Below are 22,573 nucleotides of genomic sequence, written 5' to 3' on the forward strand. Positions count from 1 at the left end.
TTAGGTCTTTAGCAACATCTTTACCATGTTGATAATGTGTTGCCAGATAAAACTGGGCAGCCGGTTGACCTGCTCGAGCAGCTTTTTGCAGCTCAGATACAGGCATACGTGAATACTGTGCAGCCAGTGCAGAAGTTGATGGTTGTTGAGGTACATAATCTGCATGAACTTGGAAACTCAACAACCCTAGAAATAATGAAGTACCTAAGAATAACTTTTTCATAGAGCGCTCACTCGATAAATCGCGACCTCGCCAAACAAGTTCGGGATATGCTTGCTGAGCAAACTCCCTTGTTGATTCCCATTCACGGCTAAACGGTCAATAATTTTAATTTGATTCTCAGCACAAAGTGCTTCGAAATCCTTAAACGTGCACAGATGGATATTTGGAGTGTTATACCACATATAGGGTAAGGCATCCGAAACAGGCATTTTCCCTTTTAAAGCAAGGAAAGAGCGTGTTTTCCAGTGTGCAAAGTTAGGAAAAGTAATAATTGCTTGTTTCCCAACACGCACCATATCGCGCAAAAGCACATCAGGTGCATCTACAGCTTGCAAAGCTTGTGCCATGACAACATAGTCAAATGACTGGTCTGCAAAGCGTCCCAAACCGAGGTTCAAGTCTTGTTGGATGATATTTAACCCTCGACTGACTGCAATTGCAATCTTTTCTTGATCGATTTCTAATCCGTATGCACGAATGTTGTGCTTTTTGCTCATATGAGCCAGTAATTCACCATCGCCACAACCAAGATCTAAAACGCTTGAATCAGGTTTAATCCATTTTTCTGCAAGCTTCTGATCGATACGCATTACACGGTCTCCTTAGGGGTTGAAGCAAGATGGTCTACACCACCTAAGAAAGCCCTTAAAGTTTTGACATATAAAGGGATAGGGAACAAGAACGAGTCATGACCTTGTTCTGCATCAATATCAACATAGCTCACAGGCTTATGATTGGTAATCAATGCATCCACAATCTCAACAGATCGGGAAGGAGAGAATCTCCAATCCGTAGTAAATGAAATCACAAGGAATTTACATTTTGTATTCGACATTGCTTTAACTAAAGATTGTTCATACTCACGAGAAGGATCGAAGTAATCCAAAGCTTTAGTCATGATCAAGTAGGTATTCGCATCAAAGTTACGACTAAATTGTTCACCTTGATAACGAAGATAACTTTCAACTTGGAATTCAACATCGAAACCATACATGAATTTGCCAGATTTTAAATCACGACCAAATTTTTGTTTCATGGCTTCTTCAGAAAGGTAAGTAATGTGACCTACCATCCGCGCTAGAATAAGACCACGTTTAGGATAGCTATCTTTTTCTAAATAGCGACCATGATGAAAATCAGGATCGGACAAAATGGATTGGCGCGCGACCTCATTAAATGCGATATTTTGCGCTGAAAGTTTAGGCGCACTGGCAATAATGACACAGTTATTTAATCGGTCAGGATAATCTACAGACCACTGAAGTGCCTGCATGCCTCCCAAAGAGCCACCAATAATAGAGTGCCAAACAGTGATACCAAGACGATCAGACAGCATTGCTTGAGTTTTAACCCAATCGCGCACGGTCACTAATGGAAAATCTGGACCATAAGGACGATTTTCATTTTCAGGATTTGGGGAGGTTGGTCCTGTTGATCCGTTACAACCACCAATATTGTTTAATGCCACCACAAAAAATGTATTGGTATCAATTGCTTTGCCTGGCCCAATACAAGCATCCCACCAACCTGCTTTTTTATCATCTTCATGGTGATAACCAGCAGCATGATGATGACCAGAAAGCGCATGGCAGATCAAAATTGCATTAGATTTATCTGCATTGAGTGTGCCATAAGTTTCGACCATCAATTCGAAACGTGGTAAAACGCGGCCACATTCTAATGCGAGTGGTTCTTCAAATTGGAACTTTTGTGGAACAACAATGCCCACTGAGTCAGCTGGAAAAGACACAGGATAAATTCGCCTAAAATCTTAAGTATGAATAAATAAAAGGATACCACTTGAGGGTATCCTTCTAAAGTCATTTTCGTGCTAAATATTATTGCTAATATTTATACTGCCGCAGCGATCACTTGATCTGTGCTCAAAACACCTTGATCAATTAAACGATTTGTACATGCAATAATTCCTTCAATAGATGAAGTCACGATGTTGTCATGTACACCAGCACCGAATGCTGATTTACCTGTACCTTTGACTTGAAGTTCAATTAGTGCCAACGCTTTAGCATTTGCACCAGAACCAATGCTACGTTCTTCATAGTTCACAACATCGATTGGCAACTGTAAAGCATCTAAAATTGCAGAGATTGGTCCGTTGCCTTCACCACGTAGATGTTGAACTTGACCACCGACTTCAATATCTAATTCAATGACTTGATTGCCATTTTCATCAGATAATCGATAGTTTTTCGCGACATAATGTTTATCTTTCTGATTTACATATGTACTTTGGAATAAACTCCAAATTTGCTCAGCAGAAACTTCTACGCCTTCTTCGTCAGCTACCTGTTGCACGACTTGCGAGAACTCAATTTGTAAGCGACGTGGTAATACGACGTTGTAGTTCGACTCTAACAAGTATGCGATACCACCTTTACCTGATTGTGAATTGACACGAATGACTGCGTCATAATCACGTCCCAAATCTTTAGGATCAATTGGTAAGTAAGGCATGTCCCAAATTTCTTCGTTTTTCTGGAACTCAAAGCCTTTTTTAATCGCATCTTGGTGTGAGCCAGAAAATGCAGTAAATACTAAATCACCCGCATATGGATGACGTGGATGAACGGGTATACCTGTACATTCTTCAATAGTAGAAATGATTTCATTAATATTTGAAAAATCTAGATTTGGAGCGACACCTTGGGTATACATATTTAATGCAATCGCTGCAACGTCAACGTTACCTGTACGTTCACCATTACCAAATACACAACCTTCCACACGATCAGCACCAGCCATGATCGCTAACTCGGATGCTGCAATACCGCATCCACGGTCATTGTGACAGTGTACAGAAATAATGACACCATCGCGGCGTTGTAAGTTGCGATGCATCCATTCAACTTGGTCAGCGTAAACATGAGGCCCAGAAACTTCAACAGTCGCGGGTAGATTCAAGATAACTTTATTATCTGGGCGAGCATCCCAAATTTCAGTGACTGCATCACAGACATCTTTTGCAACTTCTAATTCAGTTGCGGTAAAGCATTCAGGAGAGTATTGGAACACCCATTCAGTTTCAGGATATTGTGCTGCATATTCTTTCACTTTTTGAGCCGCATTCACCGCTAAGGCTTTCGCACCCGCTACATCAACATTCAATACTTTTTGACGGAATGTTGGTGAGTTTGAGTTATAGATATGCACAATTGCACGTTTTGCACCTTGTAATGATTCAAATGTACGTTGAATCAAGTGATCACGAGCTTGAACTAATACTTCGATATAGACATCATCTGGAATATGATTTTCTTCGATTAATTTACGGGTAAAGTCAAAATCAATCTGTGAGGCAGATGGAAAGCCAATTTCAATATGTTTGAAACCAATTTTCACCAACATTTGGAACATCTTGAACTTTTGTTCAATGTTCATTGGTTCGAAAATAGCTTGGTTACCGTCACGAAGGTCGGTGCTCATCCAGATAGGCGCTTTATTAATTTCGTTATTTGGCCATTGACGGTCAGGTAAGTCTACACGTTGGTACATGCGACGGTATTTTTTGCTTGGATCAGCCAACATCATGAGATAACTCCTTTCATAGCACAACATGCTTGGGTCTTGTGTAAAGGCACTGCGCTATTTATATCGATTGTGTCTATTCTATCAATTTACAAGTGGCTTACTGCATCATTTTGCTGAATTCTCTAAAAATCTTTTGAATATATAGAGCTTAGCTATACCGTCACAGTGCTTGTAAATTCTTTCTTTTATTATAGTGCGATCTTCAAGAGAATTATTCCCTGATTTAGATCAAAGTATGATGAATATGAAATTTTTTTTCACAATATATTTTTTTTAATAAAATTTTTCATTATAAAAATTAACGATGAAAAATAAATTAGAGTTCTGCCCATTTTCGAATTAAATTGTGATAGAGGTTCGTGAGTTTGATGACTTGCTCATGTTGATCTCCTAATGCCATACGAAGTTGCTGAATAGATTGATCTAAAGTAAATAACATATGTCGATTTGAATCATCTCGAATCATACTTTGTACCCAAAAAAATGATGCCAAGCGACAACCCGATTGGATAGAAGTGACCTCATGTAAGCTAGTAGATGGATAAAGTATCAAATCTCCTGCAGGGAGTTTGACTTCGTGATATCCATAAGTATCTTCAATGACTAATTCACCGCCGTCATATTCGTGCGGATCACTCAAGAATAAGGTACAAGATAAATCTGTTCTCAAGCGTTCTTGTGAGCCTTGAACTCTGCGAATCGAATTGTCGACATGAAAACCGAATGATTGATGCTGTTCATAGCGATTAAACAGAGGGGGAATGATATCTAGTGGAATTGCTGCTGATAAGAATAAAGGATGTTGACCTAGGGATTCTAAAATAATATCACCTAGATGTTTGGTCAGGGGATGATCATTGGAAAGTTGCTGATTATGTTTCACTGTTGCAGAGAGTGTTCCAGCTGTTACCTTTCCATTGACCCAATCTACTTTAGACATTTCTTCACGAAAATATCGAACTTGTTCGGGGCTTAGAATATTTGGAATATGATGAATCACTACGATCACTCACTGCTTTAGGTGATGAAAAGCATAGCTTGTATAGAGCTATGCTGAAATGAAATTAAAACTTGAAATTTAAAGACAATACAGCATTTCGACCTTCAGCTTCAGTTGCATAATGCGAAGCATAAGCTTTCGTGAAATAACGTGTATCTGAGAGATTATTGACGTTCAATTGAAGATCAACATCTGAATTTACTTGATAGCGAGCCATGGCGTCATAACGAACATAGCCTGGTACAAATTTGGTATTTGCAGCATCTCCATACACTCGATCCATAGCTAAAACACCAGCACCTAATTGTAATTTAGGGAGAACTTGGTAAGTTGTCCACAAAGTGGCAGAGTGTTTTGCGACATTTTGGACTTGGTTACCATTAGTTGGGCTAGCCGAATAACTTTCATCGCTATTTTTGACATAACCTGCATCAACAATTTCACTATCTAAATATGTGTATCCTGCAGATAAAGCCCATTTATTTGTGATATTGCCGTTTAAGCCTAATTCAACGCCATCAACACGTGTCTCACCAATATTTCTTGTAAATCCATCACTATCTAAAGCGCGAGTATTTTCTTTTTCTGTACGGAAAATAGCAGCTGTGAGATTAATTCTGTTATTCAAAAGGTCCCATTTGGTTCCGATTTCATAGGTTTTGACTTCTTCAGGTTTGAGGTTGTTAATTGCTCTTGCTTGTGCATCAGTCGTATTTCGTCCTGGGACACTTAACCCTTCTGAACCATTACCAGCATCGATTCCAACGGGATTAGCTGAAGTCGCATAGCTTGCATAAATTGATCCATTTTCTCTTGGTTTAAAGGTTAATCCAGCTTGATAATTGAAGAAATCGTGTTTTGAATTATATTTTGTTCCTGCTTGAATTGCTGAAGTGCCTGAACCAGTATCTTGATTGTATTTCATTTCAGTTTCGAATTCATCCCAGCGAATACCAAGGTCAAGGAGCCACTGAGGATTAAGCTCAATATTATTTAGGGCATATACTGATTGTGTTTCAGATTTAATCTTCATGACATTTGGATTCGCTTGAACTTTACCTAGCCAAGCATCATTCGAATTGGGGTTATAAAGATCAGTACACCAACCATTTGAAATATTTAATGAGCATGCATTATTAGCACCACTACCGCCTATTAACGTGGTATTAGGGTCGGTTACAATGTTTGTGCCGCGTTCAGAATCTTGTTTACTGTATTCAGCACCCAAATTGAAATTATGTTTTATGATGCCTGTTTGGAATTTACCTGTTAATGCGAGTTGATCTGTAAAACTGTCAGTGTTTGTTAGGTTGGTATTTAGACGACGCCAAACTTTTCCATTTGCGACGTTGCCCTGACTGTCATCTGGTTGAGTCCATAAGTAATTATTTTTTGATTTGCTATAGACAGCAGTATTCGTCAAGCTTAGATTTTCGCTAAAATCGTGCTCTAGCTTAAGGGTCCCACTTTGATTTTCTTGCTTTTGAAAATCACGATTTAACCAACCGTAGTATGTACCCTGTTGAACATCAACGGGTGAGCCGACGGTCGCTTTTCTGTCAGTGTCGTATTTATATGGAATACCTGAATCTGGCTTATCATCAGACTTTAGGTAGTAGTAGGCTAGTGTCGCTCGAGTGGGCGTGTCTAACCCAAAGCTAATACTTGGTGCAATACCAGCACGTTCATATTCAGCGCCATTATGTTGTCCCGCTTTTTCATTCTGGTGACCCATTGCCACGACACGAGTCGCAATACCATTCCCAAAATCTTTATTTGCATCTAATGTGATACGTGCATAAGCATCAGTACCGCCAGCAACAGAGCCTTGGAAAGCATCTCCAGATTTGGCTAATTTGGAAATTAGGTTAATACTACCACCCGTAGAACCTCCACCACCTAAAGTAGAGGCGGAGCCTTTGGTGACTTCAACCTGTTCGACAGCAAACATTTCACGGTTTTGAGAAGTAGAGTTTCTTACACCGTCAACGTACATTGAACTTTCAGAGTTATAACCACGGATAAATGGACGGTCACCATTTGGGTTGCCACCTTCGCCCGCACCAAGTGTAATTCCTGGAACAGTTCTTAAAGCATCAGACAGCGTAGTCACTTGAGTATCTTGTATCTGTTTTTGAGAAATAACAGAGATTGATTTGGGAGTATCTAGTAGGGGAGCAACGTATTTAGCGTTTGAGGATTTGTCGACTTTAAATGACTGCTCTGATTGAGCCTCTGATTTAATTGTTTCTAAATGCGCTGTATCTTCTTGTGCAAAAGTTTGACCTGAAATAACAGCCAATGACGTTGCTATAGCAGATGAAACGATTTTTTTACGTGTTGTGATAAAGGCCATGTTTAACCTGATATGAATTTGTTTTCAGGTTGAGAATAATAATGATTCTTTTTTAGCTTTAACGGATCTTAAAATTGATATTTGCGATTTAAGTCAAACTAAATAACGGAAGCTTAAATGTAATAATGTAATATTATGTATATAAGTAAATGAATTTAAATAATATTGGAAAAATTAAAGTTTCTACATTTTTGTATGGCTATTTTTAATAGGGAATTTTATTAAAATAAAAAACCCTGCTAGCGCAGGGTTTTGCTAGAGAGAATCTACCTAGAATTAGAAATCATATGAAATAGATAACCAGTAGTTACGACCAGCTAAATATGTGCCTTCAGAGCTACGTCCAATTGAAAGATATTTATAAGCTTGTTGAAGATCGCCGTTAATATCTACATATTCCATATTTTGAGTAAAGTCTTTATCCAATAGATTGTTTACTGCAGCATTAATACGAATTTTATCGTTCAGTTGATAACTTGCACCAAGATTAAATAAATTATAACCAGAAAATTCGTTATTGGTTTGTTCCAAAATACTAATTGAGCCAGCGTCTGTAGGTTCACTAGTAAATCGAGGACGACCAGATTGATATTCATGTTGTAACCATAGGTCTAAAGAGTCATTAATGTGCCAAGTAGATGTTAGGCTAGCTAAATGTTTCGCAGTAGACTCTAAAGCATATCCTTTGTCTTGACCTTTAGTTATTTCTGAATCGGTATAGGTGTAAGCCGCTTTTAAGCTCCATTCTGGAATAATTTGATAATTTAGGGATGTCTCTAAACCATAAATTTCTGCTTCATCCGTGTTGAAACTCTTGCTATAAGAAGTTGCTTTATCACTAAGATTAGAGCAATCATTGGTGTTACAACTGAACGTTCTAGAAACGATCTTGTCTTCAACAACGTTGAAGAATGCAGTTGCTGTAAGGTTAAAATTATCAGAAGGTTGATAATTAAATCCAAGCTCATAGTTGATTGATGTTTCAGGATCTAAATCTGGATTTCCAAGACTCGGTGTAGCACCTTGACCACTATAACCATTGATTCCGTCGTAAAGATCCTTAGCGGATGGTGTTTTATAACCTGTACTTACGCCACCTTTGATCGTTAGTGCATCATTGGTGTTCCAAACTAAATAAGCCCGCGGACTAAATTGTCCACCAAATCCGCTATGATCTTCGAAGCGACCACCGAATGTGAAAAATAAGTTGTCTTTGAGTTGCCATTCATCTTCAGCGTAGAGAGACCAAGTATCCTGTGTAAATTCTTTTCCTATACCTGCAATATCATCTGCAATGGTTGTATCTTTGTATTCAGTACCAACTGTCAATTTATGACTTTTGATTGGTGCAACAATATGAGAGTCAATCACAAGATCTTTATTTTCGAGTTTTCGAGCTTGACCTGCTAACTCTGGGAATGCATCTGTTGGAATGGTGCGACCTTGGGTCTCTGTTGTGTTATGGCTTAGATAAGTTTTCCACAAACCAAAATCATAGTTACCATCATGACCAAGTGCAAATTGAGTTCGATTGAACTCAAGCTCATCGTTATAGCCTGCGATACCACCACGAGAAATAAAGTTTCCTAAACGTTGATCTGTGTTGTCATAGCGTTGGCTAGAATAAAAACCATCGATCCATAAAGCATTTTGTTCATCTAATTTAAAGTCTAATTTTGCACCATAATCATAATTATCTGCTTTACTTGGGCGTGGATCACGGCTAGTCGAACCCTCAACAATACGTTCAGAACGTTGACGATCCAAATAGCTACCTCTTAATTGTAAACCTAAGCGGTCATTAATAAGTGGACCATTAATCACAAAACTAGATTTCCAAGAGTCTGCTTCAGCATTACTTTCCATAATGTTGCCACTCGTTGTGACATTTGCTGACCACTGATCTGCAACTTTTTTAGTAATGATATTGATCACACCACCCATTGCTTCTGAACCATAGCGAGTAGCCATTGGTCCACGGATAACTTCAATTCGCTCAATAGCGGCTAGAGGCGGTAAAAAACTATTAGAGGTTTCACCAAAGCCATTAGGTGTTACATCTGATGAGGTTGTTTGACGGCGTCCATCAATAAGAACTAAGCTATAGTCATTACCAAGACCACGCATCTTAACGTTAAGGCCAGATGTTTTCCCAACTCCAGAACGAATATCAATACCAGGGACATCTGATAAAAGATCAGCGATGCTTGTCGCATTTTTCTTTTCAATATCTTCTTTAGTTACAACACTAATAGATGCAGGTGCATTTTTAATATCCTGCTCAAAACCCGCAGCAGAAACGACAATTGTCGAAAGTTGATGAGCACTACTTTCATTTGTGGTATTTGCAAATGTTACACCGCTAGACAAAGCGAATAATGCAACTGTAAGAGGTTGAAGCTTAAACTTACTCATATTATGTTCTTCCGCTGGTATGAGTGATGCTTGAGGGCATGATCAAATTTGATGCAAATATTAATGATAAACTTTATCATTTGCAATAAAAAACAAACAATAATTAAGAAAGATGAATTGAATATGGTCAAACCTTGTGAGCAAAAAAATATTCTCAGGTTCATAAAAAAGATGGTTTGAAAAAGGTATTTTGTATATCTTTGATTGTTGTCATATAATGTGGCACTTTAAAAAATTGCAATTACTATTTCTATATCGAGGAAGCCATGCAAGTAACTTCTGAAGCGGTTTCGGGCGTAGCCCGTCGTTTAAATGTATCTGTACCGACGAGCCGTGTTAATGAGCAATTCGAAGCTCGTTTAAAACGTACTGCTAAAACAGTTAAGATCAACGGCTTCCGTCCAGGTAAAGTGCCTTTAAATGTTGTTCGTCGTGAATACGGCGCGAGCATTTACCAAGAAGTGGTAAATGATGTTATTCGTGACACAGTATTCGAAGCAATTCAACAAGAGAAAATCAATGCTGTAGGCATGCCTAACATTGAAAAAGTTGAAAACAAAGAAGATGCTTTAGTTTATGAAGCAACTGTTGAAGTTTACCCAGAAGTTTCAGTTAAGTTTGACGGTTTAGAAGTTGAACGTAAATCTACTGAAGTAAATGATAAAGATGTAGATCAAATGATCGAAAATCTTCAAAAGCAACGCGCGACTTGGACTGAAACAAAAGGCATGGCTAAAAAAGACATGCAAGTTACTTTTGATTTCGAAGGTTCTATTGACGGCGAAAAATTTGAAGGTGGTTCTGCTGAAGACTTCAAACTTGTATTAGGTTCTGGTCGTATGATCCCTGGCTTCGAAGACGGTATCGTTGGTATGAAGAAAGGCGAAGAGAAAGTAATTGATGTAACTTTCCCTGAAGATTACCAAGCAGAAAACCTTGCAGGTAAATCAGCTCAATTCAAAATCACAGTTAAGCTTGTTGAAAAACAAAAGCTTCCTGACGTAGATGCTGAATTCCTAAAAATCTTTGGTTTAACTGAAGAAGAAGGTGTTGACAAGTTAAAAGCTGACGTTCGCAAAAATATGGAACGTGAAGTGAAAAACGGTCTTCGCAATCAAGTGAAAGGTGCAACTTTTGATGCGCTTGTAGCTGCAAATGAAATCGAAGTACCTGCATCTATGTTGTCTCAAGAAATTGACCGTCAACGTCAACAAATGATCCAACAGTTTACTCAACAGTTTGGTGCTCAAGGCGCTAAAGCATTTGATTCAAGCATGCTTCCAGATGAATTATTCAAAGAGCAAGCTGAAAAATCAGTAAAATTAGGTGTTTTGGTGAGCAGTATTCTTGCTGAAGCAAAAATCGAAGTTGATCAAGCACGTGTAGAAGCTTATATCGAAGATATGGCGACTTCTTATGAAGATCCTACAGAAGTTATTGAATACTTCAAAAATGATAAGCAACAACGTGCACAAATCGAAGCTGTTGTTTTAGAAGACCAAGTTGTAGATCACATCTTAGCGTCTGCTAAAGTAACTGATAAAGCTGTTAGCTATGAAGAATTGTTGAAAGAGCAACAAGCTCGTCAACAAGGCTAATCGGTTATCCGAAGGAAGAGGCGCTTAACGCGCCTTTTTTCTTGTAAAAAAATATGGATCAACTTGTCCTGTATTCACAAAGCCTAATTAAAAAATATCTGATATTTAATGGTGAATATTTTGCATTTTCGACAATTATCCCTCATATTGTGAAAATGTATTGAGTGACAAAAAATTCAGGAATAAATAACGTATGTATGTTCCAACAATTGATAATGCTTTGGTTCCAGTTGTCGTAGAGCAATCATCTCGTGGTGAGCGTTCTTTTGATATTTTCTCGCGTCTTTTACGCGAACGTGTAATTTTCTTAACGGGTGAAGTTGAAGACAATATGGCGAACTTAATCGTTGCGCAAATGTTGTTCTTAGAAGCTGAGAACCCAGAAAAAGATATTCATTTGTACATTAACTCACCTGGTGGTTCAGTGACTGCGGGTATGGCAATTTACGATACGATGCAATTCATCAAACCAGATGTCGTGACATATTGTATGGGCCAAGCAGCCTCAATGGGCGCTTTTTTATTGAATGCTGGTGCTAAGGGTAAACGTTACTGCTTAGAAAACGCTCGTGTTATGATTCACCAACCATTGGGTGGTTTCCGTGGTCAAGCTTCAGATATTGAAATTCATGCACGTGAAATTCTATTTATTAAAGAGCGTTTGAACCGTCTAATGGCTGAACACAGTGGCCAAGATTATGAAACTGTTGCACGTGATACAGACCGTGATAACTTTATGACCGCTCAAGCTGCAAAAGAATATGGTTTGGTCGATGAAGTTTTAACGAAACGTCCGCAACTTTAAGCTGTAAAGCATAGAAATTTATTTGGAGTGAAGATGTCTGAAAATCCTCAAGGACAAAAGCATTGTTCATTTTGCGGTAAAACGCAGTCTGAAGTGGGTAAACTCATTGCAGGCGAGGACGCTTACATTTGTAATGAATGTGTAGATGTATGCTTAGATTTAGTTCAGACGAGCCAGCAAGTCGAAACTGGTGAATGGGCAACTCGTCCATTACCTAAGCCGCATGAAATTCGTGCAGCTTTAGATCAATATGTGATTGGTCAAGACACTGCGAAAAAAACGCTCTCTGTTGCGGTATATAACCACTATAAACGTCTTAAAGTGACTCAATCAACTGCAAAGTCAGAAGATCGTGTAGAACTTGCTAAAAGCAATATCTTACTCATAGGACCAACAGGTTCGGGTAAGACTTTGTTGGCGCAAACTTTAGCGCGCTTATTGGATGTGCCATTTGCGATGGCTGATGCAACGACATTAACTGAAGCTGGTTATGTTGGTGAAGATGTTGAGAATATCGTTCAAAAATTGCTACAAAAAGCAGATTACGATGTTGAGAAAGCACAGAAGGGTATCATTTATATCGACGAGATCGATAAGATTACCCGTAAGTCTGAAAATCCTTCAATAACACGTGATGTTTCAGGTGAAGGTGTTCAACAAGCGCTTTTAAAAATGATCGAAGGCACGGTAGCTTCAATTCCACCTCAAGGTGGTCGTAAGCATCCACAGCAAGAGTTCATTCAAATTGATACGTCTAATATCCTGTTCATCTGCGGTGGTGCATTCTCTGGTTTGGAGCGTGTCGTGCAACAGCGTCAAGAAAAAGGTGGAATTGGTTTCACTGCTGACGTGAAGACTAAAGATGACTCTAAGAAGTTATCTGAATTATTTAGTCAGGTAGAAGCTGCCGATCTTGTGAAATTTGGTTTAATCCCTGAATTCATTGGTCGTCTGCCAGTGATTGCAACGCTCGAAGAATTGGACGAAGAAGCATTAATGCAAATTTTGACTGAACCAAAAAATGCATTAACGCGTCAGTATCAATACTTGTTCGAAATGGAAGATGTTGATCTATTATTTGAAGATTCAGCATTGCGAGCTGTTGCGAAAAAAGCACTTGAGCGTAATACAGGTGCACGTGGTTTACGTTCAATTCTTGAAAACGTCTTACTCGATACGATGTACGATTTACCAAGTCGCTCTGATATTGGTACTGTTGTGATCAATGAAGCTGTGATCAATGAAAATGCTGAACCAGAATATCGAACTGAGCGCCAACCTAAACAAGAACAACAAGTTGAAGAAAAGGTCGATTTAAAGATTTTAGATACTAAATCTGCTTAATTGATTGTAATTCATCTGAAACGCGTAAAAAGTCCCACTTTTTGCGCGTTTTTTGTTTTTAATCTCGGATTGAGATGATAATCTAACGATAACAAAAATATGACATAGAATAAAAAGTATTCGTGATGAGGGATAATCATGCGATCAACCGTAGCAGTGTGTGCTTTGAGTCTGTTTCTTGTGGCATGTCAGACACATAAAGGGCTTAACGAAAATAATCAAACTCATGTGGTTTCAACGTTAAAACCGGTAGATTTTAGTGAGAAAAAAACTTTTGTATCTCAGAAGCTAGCTCAATATAAAGTTGCAGGATTTGATCTGGGCTCATGGGTAAATCAAAAACCAGGACAGTTTTTCAGCCGTGTAAAACCTCAACATCAGCAAGCCGCAGTGTTGTATCTGTACCGTCCTGATAGTAAGTGGAATCGTCAGGAAATTATTGCACCGAGTTTTTTTCTAAATGGTAAGCGCATTCCGAGTTTAATCAGCAATCATTATTATTGGATAGAGCTGGCTGAAGGGGATTATCAACTTAGTATCAGTCGACCTTTAACTGTGATGCATTTTCAAAAACCTTTGGTTGCAAGTTTTAGTGTTAAAGCGGGGCAGCAGTATTTCTTAAAATATGAAGAAGAACAGTTTCGAGGTGGACCAAATGGTAGTGAAGATCTCCTCAGAGTTGGACCATTGATGCAAATGCCAACAAAACAGGCATTAAGAGAAATTGGCATGACTCAGTTGAAAACGCCTGGGCTTAACTATGTTGCCGTTATTCAACCGAACGGAACATTGCAAAAATCAAAAGAAAAAATTAAAAATAAAGAATATAAAGCCAGTGATGATGTGCGCTTAACAGAACCTTTTAAGATATATGATCCACGCACATGGTAACTCTGATTCAGCATAATGGTTTTTAGCTTATTTCGAGTCAGTATGAATACTTTGTTTTTGTAGTTGTTCTAATTTCTTTTGGACTTCAGCAAAATTCTTTTCTGTAGATTGTAAAGAGCCTGCAAGTTGTTGATTCAGGATTTTCATGGATTCTTGAGCAACAAGTGGACCTTTATTTAAAATGGATTGACCTGTTGGAGAGGAATAAAAGTCGATCTGGGCTTGAACTTCTTGGGCATCATAGACATCTTTATAAATTTTGAGATAGATCGGTTTAAGTTTTTCCCAAGAAGTTTGCTTAATATTTTCTTGGTGAATTTTATCAGCCAGTTCATTGGCAATAACTTGTTGTTGTGGTGTTAATTTTTCGGCCTTAACAATATTTTGAACAATGCTATAGGCCTGTTGATCAATTTGAGGTCGGATTTGTTTAAGCGTACTTTGTAAGAGCTGATCTAAATTCAATACTTGTATGAGTTTTTCGATTTGTTGATCAGTCGCTTGAGCTGCCATAACCGCAGGTGAGCAGATCATGCATCCGCTCAAAAATAATGTTCTTAAAATTTTCATGAGTATTCTCGGTATAAAAAAGCACCCTAATGATAGAGTGCTTTTTGAACTTGAGACAAGTCGAATATTATTTATTGTGCAGCTGCATCTACAACTGGAATTTTACCAATTTTAGCCTGCCAAATTTTTGGTGCAGTTGCGTGAACTGATGTGCCGTTAACGTCTACTGCAACAGATACAGGCATATCTTTAACCACGAACTTATAGATTGCTTCCATACCTAAATCTTCAAAAGCGACAACTTCCGCTTCACGAATTGCTTTAGATACGAGATATGCAGCACCGCCTACAGCCATGAGGTAAGTTGCTTTATTGTCTTTGATTGCTTCAATCGCAGCAGGACCGCGGTCCGCTTTACCGATCATACCGAAAAGACCAGTTGCTTCTAAAACTTGACGTGTGAACTTATCCATACGTGTTGCAGTTGTTGGACCTGCAGGACCTACAACTTCGTCACCCACTGGATCAACAGGACCAACGTAGTAAATGAACTTACCTTTAAGGTCTACAGGAAGCTCTTCACCGTTGTTTAACATATCAACCATACGTTTGTGCGCAGCGTCACGACCTGTATAGATTGTACCGTTAAGAAGAAGCGTATCACCTGGTTTCCAAGAGTTCATTTCTTCTTGTGTGATGTTATCTAAGTCAACACGTTTAGAAGAAGATGAGTCCCAAGTGACTTCAGGATAGTCTTCAAGTTTAGGTGCAATAATATTCGCAACACCTGTACCGTCTAGTGTGAAGTGTGCGTGACGAGTCGCAGCACAGTTCGGGATCATACCGACTGGTTTACCCGCAGCGTGACAAGGGTAGTCTTTAATTTTGATGTCTAGAACAGTCGTTAAACCGCCAAGACCTTGTGCACCAATACCCAGCGCGTTTACTTTCTCGAAGATTTCGATACGAAGTTCTTCAAGTTTATTTTGTGGACCACGACGAAGAAGCTCGTCCATGTTGATCTCTTCCATCAATGCTTCTTTAGCAAGCATCATGGCTTTTTCAGCTGTACCACCGATACCAATACCGAGCATACCAGGAGGACACCAGCCTGCACCCATGGTTGGTACAGTTTTCAGTACCCAGTCCACGATTGAATCAGATGGGTTTAACATTGCAAGTTTAGATTTATTTTCTGAACCACCGCCTTTTGCTGCAACAGTGATATCTACTTTGTTACCTGGAACAAGTTTATGGTAGATCACAGCAGGGGTGTTGTCTTTCGTATTCTTACGGCCAAAAGCAGGATCAGCAAGTACAGATGCACGAAGTACGTTAGAGTTTTCTAAGTAACCTTGGCGAACACCTTCGTTAATCGCGTCGTCTAAGCTCATTGTTAAATCAAATTTAACGTCCATGCCCACTTCAACGAATACGTTGACGATACCAGTATCTTGACAGATCGGACGGTGACCTTCGGCACACATACGTGAATTGATTAAGATTTGTGCGATCGCATCTTTGGCAGCTTTGTTTTCTTCACGGTCATACGCACGACTCATTGCTTGGATGAAGTCTTGTGGATGATAGTAAGAAATGAACTGAAGCGCATCTTTAACGGATGTGATCAAGTCGTCTTGCTTGATAATAGTTGTCATACAAATATCTCTTGAGCGGGCTGATAGCTAGCGGGCTAAATTATAAGACAAAATGATTAAGTTGTGGCTGTTTTGCTGAGGATTTGACCGAAAGTTTACGAGAAAGGTGGGCTGTTCTAAAGGTTTTGCTTGATATATTCATCATATCTGGAGTGAACTTTCCAGATTGGGCTATTTGCTTCCACTGTTGGTATTTTGGGGGTATTACTGTAGCTGCTATCTATGCTCTACAATAAGATCGAGTTGTAAGCTTTATATTCGCTTTTTTGTGTAGAGGTGTCTAAAAATCATCGACCTATCAAGTTAATTTACCTCTTCATTTATCCACCTTTAAAGAAGGCAAGTTCTAAAGCACGATATTCAGAAATCTGATACCCGACTTTGTTTTGCATTAAGTAGTAAAATTTTTCAAACATCATCTCATTTTTCAACTGATCAAGAAGTGTCAAATATGCTAAATACGTTTCTGGTTGTTTAAAAATTTGATGATGGGGCTTACTCTCGCTTAAAAATCTGAATACTCGGCTATCCCAAATTGCATATTGTTTGGGGTGAATAAAGTGCAATAGTTTAGATACGCTCACCAGTGAATTATTGAACGCACTTTTGAGAATTTTAAGCTCTTCAACTGTGATGCGATGACCCTGTTTGAATTTATTCAAAATAAGGATTAGATCATCTGCTGAAGTTAAATCAATTTTTTTTAAATCGTAGGCATCCATGAATAGGTGAAGCTGATCCCGATCACAATGTCATCTAAAGTTAGGGTTTCGCTACTTTTGAAAAAGTTCAAAAAATAAGAATAAGCAAGTAAATAGTTTTCCTGATCTTTGTTAAATTGATTTGCGATTTCAAAGATTTGTTTAAATATTTCTGAATGACTTTTCAATGTTAAGGGCATATGACTATCATTTAATATACAGAAAAAACAAATCTATTTGATTTTATTGATGTCTCAAAATAAAAAACCACCCCATCTTTCGAAAGGGTAGGTAACGCGGAGACATCAATTGTTAGAAGCTTAAGATGCCAATTGTTGATCTGCTTGAATGGCAGTCAATGCAATGGTGAATACAATGTCATCGACCAAAGCTCCTCGAGATAAGTCGTTGACCGGCTTATTTAAACCTTGCAACATTGGTCCAACACTTACAACGTTTGCAGAGCGTTGAACAGCTTTATAGGTGGTATTACCTGTATTAAGATCTGGGAAAATAAAGACATTGGCACGTCCAGCCACTTGAGAGTCAGGAGCCTTAGAACGTCCCACACTTTCGACAGATGCAGCATCATATTGAAGGGGGCCATCGATCAATAAATCTGGACGACGTTCTTTTGCGATGCGTGTTGCTTCAGCAACTTTTTCAACATCAGCACCTGTGCCAGATGTACCAGTTGAATATGAAATCATGGCAATACGTGGATCAATACCAAACGCTTTGGCTGAATCGGCAGATTGAATCGCGATTTCAGCAAGTTGCTCTGCATTAGGATCTGGATTGATTGCACAGTCACCATAAACATACACTTCATCTGGTAATAACATAAAGAAAACAGACGAAACTAAAGAGTAATCAGGTGCCGTTTTAATCAACTGAAATGCAGGGCGAACTGTATTGGCTGTGGTATGAACTGCACCTGAAACTAATCCATCCACTTGATCTAGTGCTAACATCATCGTTCCAAGAACCACTGTATCTTGTAACTGTTCTTTCGCTTGCAGTTCATTTAACTTGCCTTTACGCAACTCTACCATTTGCGCAATATAGTTGTCGCGAATGAGGTCTGGATCAATGATTTCTAAATCATCAGGTAATTCAATCCCTCGAGCTTTGGCTACATCTAAAACTGCTTCTGGTTTTGCCAGTAAGATACATTGAGCAATACCACGTGATTGGCAGATCGCGGCTGCTTGAATCGTACGAGGTTCATCACCTTCAGGAAGAACAATTCTTTTCTTCGCTGTAATTGATTTTTGTACCAGCTCATGACGGAATGCAGATGGGGAAAGTCGTGGTTGGTATGAGCCATTCAGCAACTGCGTTACCCAATCCGCATCAATATGGCTAGATACAAATCGAGTGACTTGTTCAGCGCGAGCTGTATCATCTACAGGAATTTCATTGCTTAAATTAGCCAGTTGGGTTGCCGTTTCAAAGGTACTCAATGGTGTGTGTAAAATAGGTAAGCCCTGTTTTATTGCTGCTTGGCAGAAAGCCAGTACTTGTTGATTAGGTGCATAATGTTCAGTCAATACTAAACCAGCAAGAGGGATACCATTGCTGCTTGCTAAACTACTTGCAAGTAAGACATCAATACGATCTGATGCGCTAATAATCAGTTCGCCTGCCGTGAATTTGTGCAGTTCGCGCTCGATATTTGAAGCGATCAGGCTACTATGCAGAACACGTCGTTGTGCAGCCTCACCTAAGTTAATCCATTCTGCTTGAATATGTTGCGCGATATCAGACATTCGCGGCACACTTAAAGTATTACTAAATGGTACTAATGCAATAACAGGAAGTTGTTCGGAACCAATCAGTGGATGTGTTTTTTGAATTTCCCCAACAAATTGTTGAGTCTCTTGTGTCAGACGCAGACTTGGATCAATGGTCACTGGAATCTGTGCAGACTCCTCGGACAGACCTTTGGTTCGCATGAACAGCACACCAGCTGTTCGGTTGCTGTTTGCTCCACCAAAATTACGTAATTGGGTTTCTACTTTTTCTGCTGTATAGGCTGGTTGTTTGATATCAGCATTGCTCACAATGATGACTTTCGCATCTAGTGCTTGAGCAAGTTGAGCATTCAGTTCAGATGCAAAACTATCACGACTGTTTGGAACTAACCCTTCCACAATAATAAGATCATGTTTTTTAGCAATTTGACGATGTAGACGAACAGCTTCTTCTAATAACTCATCACTTTCACCAGCATTTAATTGCTGAACTACATTTTGATATGAGATTGGTTCAACTGTTTCGTTCTGAGAAACATGGCGGAATAACGCTGTGGTGCGATCGAAATTTTCAGCATGTACTTCTTGTGAAAATGGCTTCACAAAACCAGCTTTTACACCTTGACACTCAAGTGCATAAATTAAGCCTAAACACGCTGATGTCAGACCTACACCTTCACCAGTTGGAACAAGTACAATTGTTTTCATATCATCAAAATCTATATCTAAAAATAAAAAATAAATATGTCTGCGTGGGCGACTACTTAAGCAGTCGTGGTTTCAAGTTCAGACTTTTTTTCAGATGAATTCACATCTCCGATTTGATTCACCACATGTTCTGTTTCTTGTGCAATACGTCCTTCTTCATCTGTAGGAATGACCCAAATTTGCGGACCAGTACCATTATCAATGCGACCTTCTGTACCGCGAGCTAATTGGTCATTTTTTTCTTTACTAAAGTTAAAACCAAAATGTGGCAAATAAGATAATGTTTTTTCACGAATAAATGCTGAGTTTTCACCAATACCACCTGTGAAGAATAAGCCATCAAGACGAGGTAAACCACAGCTAAGTGCTGCTAATGATTTAGCAAGACGATAGCAGAATACTTCAATAGCAAGTGCAGCATCTTCATTGCCTTCTTCTGAAGCTTCGATAAGTGTTCGCATATCGTTTGACAGGTTTGAAAGTCCTAATAAACCAGATTGGCTATTGAGCATTCTGTCAATTTTGTAAATGTCCCATCCTAGGTTTTTGGCTAAAAAATTATGTAAACTTGGGTCTACATCACCACTACGGGTACCCATCACTAAACCTTCGAGTGGCGTTAATCCCATAGAGGTATCAACACTTTTACCATTCCAAATTGCACAAGTAGAACTACCATTGCCTAAATGAGCGGTGAGCCAACCACCTTCACGGAAACTACCAGCAAGCTCAGAACCACGATCTGATACATAGGCATGGCTCGTACCGTGGAATCCATAGCGGCGAACATTATGTTCAGTGTATAAAAATTTTGGTACCGCATAACGATAGGCATGCGCTGGCATTGTTTGATGGAACGCTGTATCAAACACTGCAACCTGCGGTAAGTCTGGGAACAAACGTTTAGTCGCTTCGATCCCAACGAGATGTGCAGGATTATGTAATGGAGCTAAAGGTGTTGCTTCACGGATTTTTTCAATAATTTCATCGGTGATTAACTCTGCTTGAGTTAAAGAACCACCATGTACAATACGATGACCAATGGCATCAGGCTTGTGATTCGCTAAGCGAGATAATCCAACTTCAAGTGCTTCTTTATGGTCTGCATTTGGAATACGAATATCAACTGGTTCGTTGCCTACAGTCACGCCTTTGATGCGCGCTTCTGGCGTACCTAAGTTTTCAGCAAGACCATGAATTCGGAAATCTTGATCTTTAAGTAATAATGCAAACTTGATCGAAGAAGAACCGCAATTGATGATAAGAACTGAATGAGGCATGGTGTGTTCCTTTACTGGCAATTTTAATATTTCGTTTGTTTTCTTCCAAATGAACAAAAAATGTTATTTCTTGATCGTGAAGCATTTGTATCATGCGTTTTTTTATTGTCCTAGATAGACTTTAGGTGATTAGACTTAAGCACTATCGACCACTAAGGCGATAATAATTAAAATTTATAGTCTTTCTTTATTCATTTATTAAATAAATGATGGTTATGTTTTAATTAAATTGTATGCGTAAAACATAGCATGTATTGTATTTTTTATATACCACTTCTGGTTTGTAATTGATTTAATTTATACGTTTTTTATTTCGTTATGAAGAGTTGAATCACTCAAAAACAAAGCCCTTTACTCAAAGGGCTTTGTTTTTTTAAGTTAGATTTATTGACGGATTTGGCCATCGCCTAAAACAATCCATTTTTGTGAGGTGAGTCCTTCTAATCCGACTGGACCTCTGGCATGAATTTTATCTGTTGAAATGCCGATTTCAGCACCTAAACCATATTCAAAACCATCAGCAAAACGAGTAGAGGCATTAACCATGACCGAACTTGAATCGACGCGAGTAAGGAATTTTCGGGCCGTGCTAAAGTTTTCAGTAATAATCGAATCAGTGTGATGCGATCCGTATTTATTGATATGCAAAATTGCTTCTTCAACGCCACTGACCACTTTAACCGCTAAAATAGGTCCTAGATATTCCTCATACCAGTCTTCTTCGGTCGCAGTTTTAATCTGTTCACCTAAAATTGCTTTGACTTTCAAGCAACCACGCAACTCAACTTGTTTTTCAGCATAAAGTTCAGCAATGCGAGGCAGAAAGTCATCAGCAACTTTTTCATCAACCAGCAGCGTTTCCATGGCATTACATACGCCATAGCGATGAGTTTTTGCATTTAACGCAATTGGCAATGCTTTTTGTAGATCTGCTTGGGCCTCAACGAAGACGTGACAGTTACCATCAAGATGTTTGATTACAGGAATAGTCGCTTCACGTGTAATACGTTCAATTAAGCCTTTGCCACCACGTGGAACAATAACGTCAACATACTCAGAGAGGGTAATCAATTGCCCAACTGCAGCACGATCTGCTGTATTGACAACTTGGACTGCGTTAACTGGTACACCAGCTTGCTCTAAACCTTTTTGAATTGCGGTAGCAATGGCTTTGTTTGACTCTAATGCCTCTGAACCACCGCGAAGAATGATGGCATTGCCAGACTTAATCGCTAAAGAGGCTGCTTCTAGAGTGACGTTAGGACGTGATTCATAAATCATACCTACGACACCTAAAGGCACTCGCATTTTTCCAAGCTGAATACCAGACGGGCGATAAGCTAGGTCAGTAATTTCACCAATGGGATCAATTAAACTGATGACATCTTTAAGACCTTGTAACATTCCACTGAAGCGTGTGGGTGTAAGTTCCAAACGATCGAGTAATGCGCTGTCTAAATTGTTTTCATGACCACGAGTCATGTCTAGTTTATTCGCAGCTAGAATTTGAGCTTGATGGTCTTCCAAAGCGGTATGGATTGCCGTCAAAGCATTATTTCGTTCAAAAGTCGAAGAGCCAGCCAAAAAGCGTGAAGCTTCACGCGCATTCTGACCGACGACTTGCATGTACTGTTCGATGGAGTCTTGCATAGCAGTTTAACTGATCATTTTAAAATCTCATTCAAATAGTAGCAGCGCAGATGACAACAATCTATGTTTATCAGCGAAAAAAGCTAAGTTGATAAAACTTGTAACTATTTTTAGAACCTAACGGCAGT

The 22,573-nt window shown here is 39.0% G+C and carries 16 protein-coding genes and 1 pseudogene; 4 read left to right on the forward strand and 13 right to left on the reverse strand.

What is annotated here, in order from left to right; all coding sequences use genetic code 11:
• The 7 genes and pseudogenes from CL42_RS03425 to CL42_RS03455 form a co-directional block, all read right to left on the reverse strand.
• Nucleotides 1–223, reverse strand: a pseudogene (locus CL42_RS03425) (sel1 repeat family protein); the annotation flags it as partial.
• Nucleotides 220–813 (reverse strand): methionine biosynthesis protein MetW, encoded by a 594-nt coding sequence (metW, locus tag CL42_RS03430; RefSeq protein ID WP_035265257.1) that lies wholly within the window; start codon nucleotides 811–813, stop codon nucleotides 220–222. The gene metW and the pseudogene CL42_RS03425, both read right to left, overlap by 4 nt.
• Complete coding sequence (gene metX / locus CL42_RS03435) at nucleotides 813–1,973, reverse strand: homoserine O-succinyltransferase MetX (RefSeq protein ID WP_035265259.1); 1,161 nt, start codon at nucleotides 1,971–1,973, stop codon at nucleotides 813–815. Before metX ends, metW begins: the two co-directional genes overlap by 1 nt.
• A 101-nt stretch (nucleotides 1,974–2,074) precedes the next feature.
• Nucleotides 2,075–3,772: a 2-isopropylmalate synthase gene (leuA, locus tag CL42_RS03440; protein ID WP_035265262.1), complete on the reverse strand. Its 1,698-nt coding sequence runs from the start codon at nucleotides 3,770–3,772 to the stop codon at nucleotides 2,075–2,077.
• 316 nt (nucleotides 3,773–4,088) lie between these two features.
• Nucleotides 4,089–4,772 (reverse strand): Fe2+-dependent dioxygenase, encoded by a 684-nt coding sequence (locus CL42_RS03445; protein WP_035265264.1) that lies wholly within the window; start codon nucleotides 4,770–4,772, stop codon nucleotides 4,089–4,091.
• A 64-nt stretch (nucleotides 4,773–4,836) separates the two neighbouring features.
• Nucleotides 4,837–7,128 (reverse strand): TonB-dependent receptor, encoded by a 2,292-nt coding sequence (locus CL42_RS03450; protein WP_035265266.1) that lies wholly within the window; start codon nucleotides 7,126–7,128, stop codon nucleotides 4,837–4,839.
• 276 nt (nucleotides 7,129–7,404) lie between these two features.
• The gene (locus CL42_RS03455; RefSeq protein WP_035265267.1) at nucleotides 7,405–9,543 is read right to left on the reverse strand and encodes a TonB-dependent receptor domain-containing protein; all 2,139 of its coding nucleotides are present in this window, start codon (nucleotides 9,541–9,543) and stop codon (nucleotides 7,405–7,407) included.
• Between the two features lie 266 nt (nucleotides 9,544–9,809).
• Here CL42_RS03455 and tig point away from each other — a divergent pair, with 266 nt between their 5' ends.
• From tig to CL42_RS03475, 4 genes are all read left to right on the forward strand, one after another.
• The gene (tig, locus tag CL42_RS03460; protein ID WP_035265268.1) at nucleotides 9,810–11,141 is read left to right on the forward strand and encodes a trigger factor; all 1,332 of its coding nucleotides are present in this window, start codon (nucleotides 9,810–9,812) and stop codon (nucleotides 11,139–11,141) included.
• 193 nt (nucleotides 11,142–11,334) lie between these two features.
• On the forward strand, nucleotides 11,335–11,946 hold the full coding sequence (gene clpP, locus CL42_RS03465; protein ID WP_035265270.1) for an ATP-dependent Clp endopeptidase proteolytic subunit ClpP: 612 nt from the start codon (nucleotides 11,335–11,337) through the stop codon (nucleotides 11,944–11,946).
• A 33-nt stretch (nucleotides 11,947–11,979) separates the two neighbouring features.
• Entirely contained in the window at nucleotides 11,980–13,290 is a 1,311-nt protein-coding gene (gene clpX, locus CL42_RS03470) for an ATP-dependent protease ATP-binding subunit ClpX (protein ID WP_035265272.1), read from the forward strand.
• Between the two features lie 138 nt (nucleotides 13,291–13,428).
• The gene (locus CL42_RS03475; protein WP_035265274.1) at nucleotides 13,429–14,181 is read left to right on the forward strand and encodes a DUF2846 domain-containing protein; all 753 of its coding nucleotides are present in this window, start codon (nucleotides 13,429–13,431) and stop codon (nucleotides 14,179–14,181) included.
• Nucleotides 14,182–14,208: 27 nt separating this feature from the next.
• On the opposite strand, the gene CL42_RS03480 is transcribed toward CL42_RS03475, so the two are convergent.
• From CL42_RS03480 to CL42_RS03505, 6 genes are all read right to left on the reverse strand, one after another.
• Nucleotides 14,209–14,751 (reverse strand): DUF2059 domain-containing protein, encoded by a 543-nt coding sequence (locus CL42_RS03480; RefSeq protein ID WP_035265277.1) that lies wholly within the window; start codon nucleotides 14,749–14,751, stop codon nucleotides 14,209–14,211.
• Between the two features lie 71 nt (nucleotides 14,752–14,822).
• Nucleotides 14,823–16,349, reverse strand: coding sequence for a fumarate hydratase (locus tag CL42_RS03485; RefSeq protein ID WP_035265279.1), 1,527 nt, complete (start codon nucleotides 16,347–16,349; stop codon nucleotides 14,823–14,825).
• A gap of 320 nt (nucleotides 16,350–16,669) precedes the next feature.
• Nucleotides 16,670–17,071, reverse strand: a complete 402-nt coding sequence (locus CL42_RS03490) for a hypothetical protein (RefSeq protein WP_228133225.1) — start codon at nucleotides 17,069–17,071, stop codon at nucleotides 16,670–16,672.
• Nucleotides 17,072–17,370: 299 nt separating this feature from the next.
• The gene (pta, locus tag CL42_RS03495) at nucleotides 17,371–19,515 is read right to left on the reverse strand and encodes a phosphate acetyltransferase (protein WP_035265282.1); all 2,145 of its coding nucleotides are present in this window, start codon (nucleotides 19,513–19,515) and stop codon (nucleotides 17,371–17,373) included.
• A gap of 56 nt (nucleotides 19,516–19,571) precedes the next feature.
• The gene (locus CL42_RS03500; protein ID WP_035265285.1) at nucleotides 19,572–20,795 is read right to left on the reverse strand and encodes an acetate/propionate family kinase; all 1,224 of its coding nucleotides are present in this window, start codon (nucleotides 20,793–20,795) and stop codon (nucleotides 19,572–19,574) included.
• 384 nt (nucleotides 20,796–21,179) lie between these two features.
• Nucleotides 21,180–22,445, reverse strand: a complete 1,266-nt coding sequence (locus CL42_RS03505; protein WP_035265287.1) for a glutamate-5-semialdehyde dehydrogenase — start codon at nucleotides 22,443–22,445, stop codon at nucleotides 21,180–21,182.
• Nucleotides 22,446–22,573: the final 128 nt, after the last annotated feature.

This window comes from Acinetobacter sp. Ver3 (assembly GCF_000632455.1).
Taxonomy (GTDB): Bacteria; Pseudomonadota; Gammaproteobacteria; order Pseudomonadales; family Moraxellaceae; genus Acinetobacter.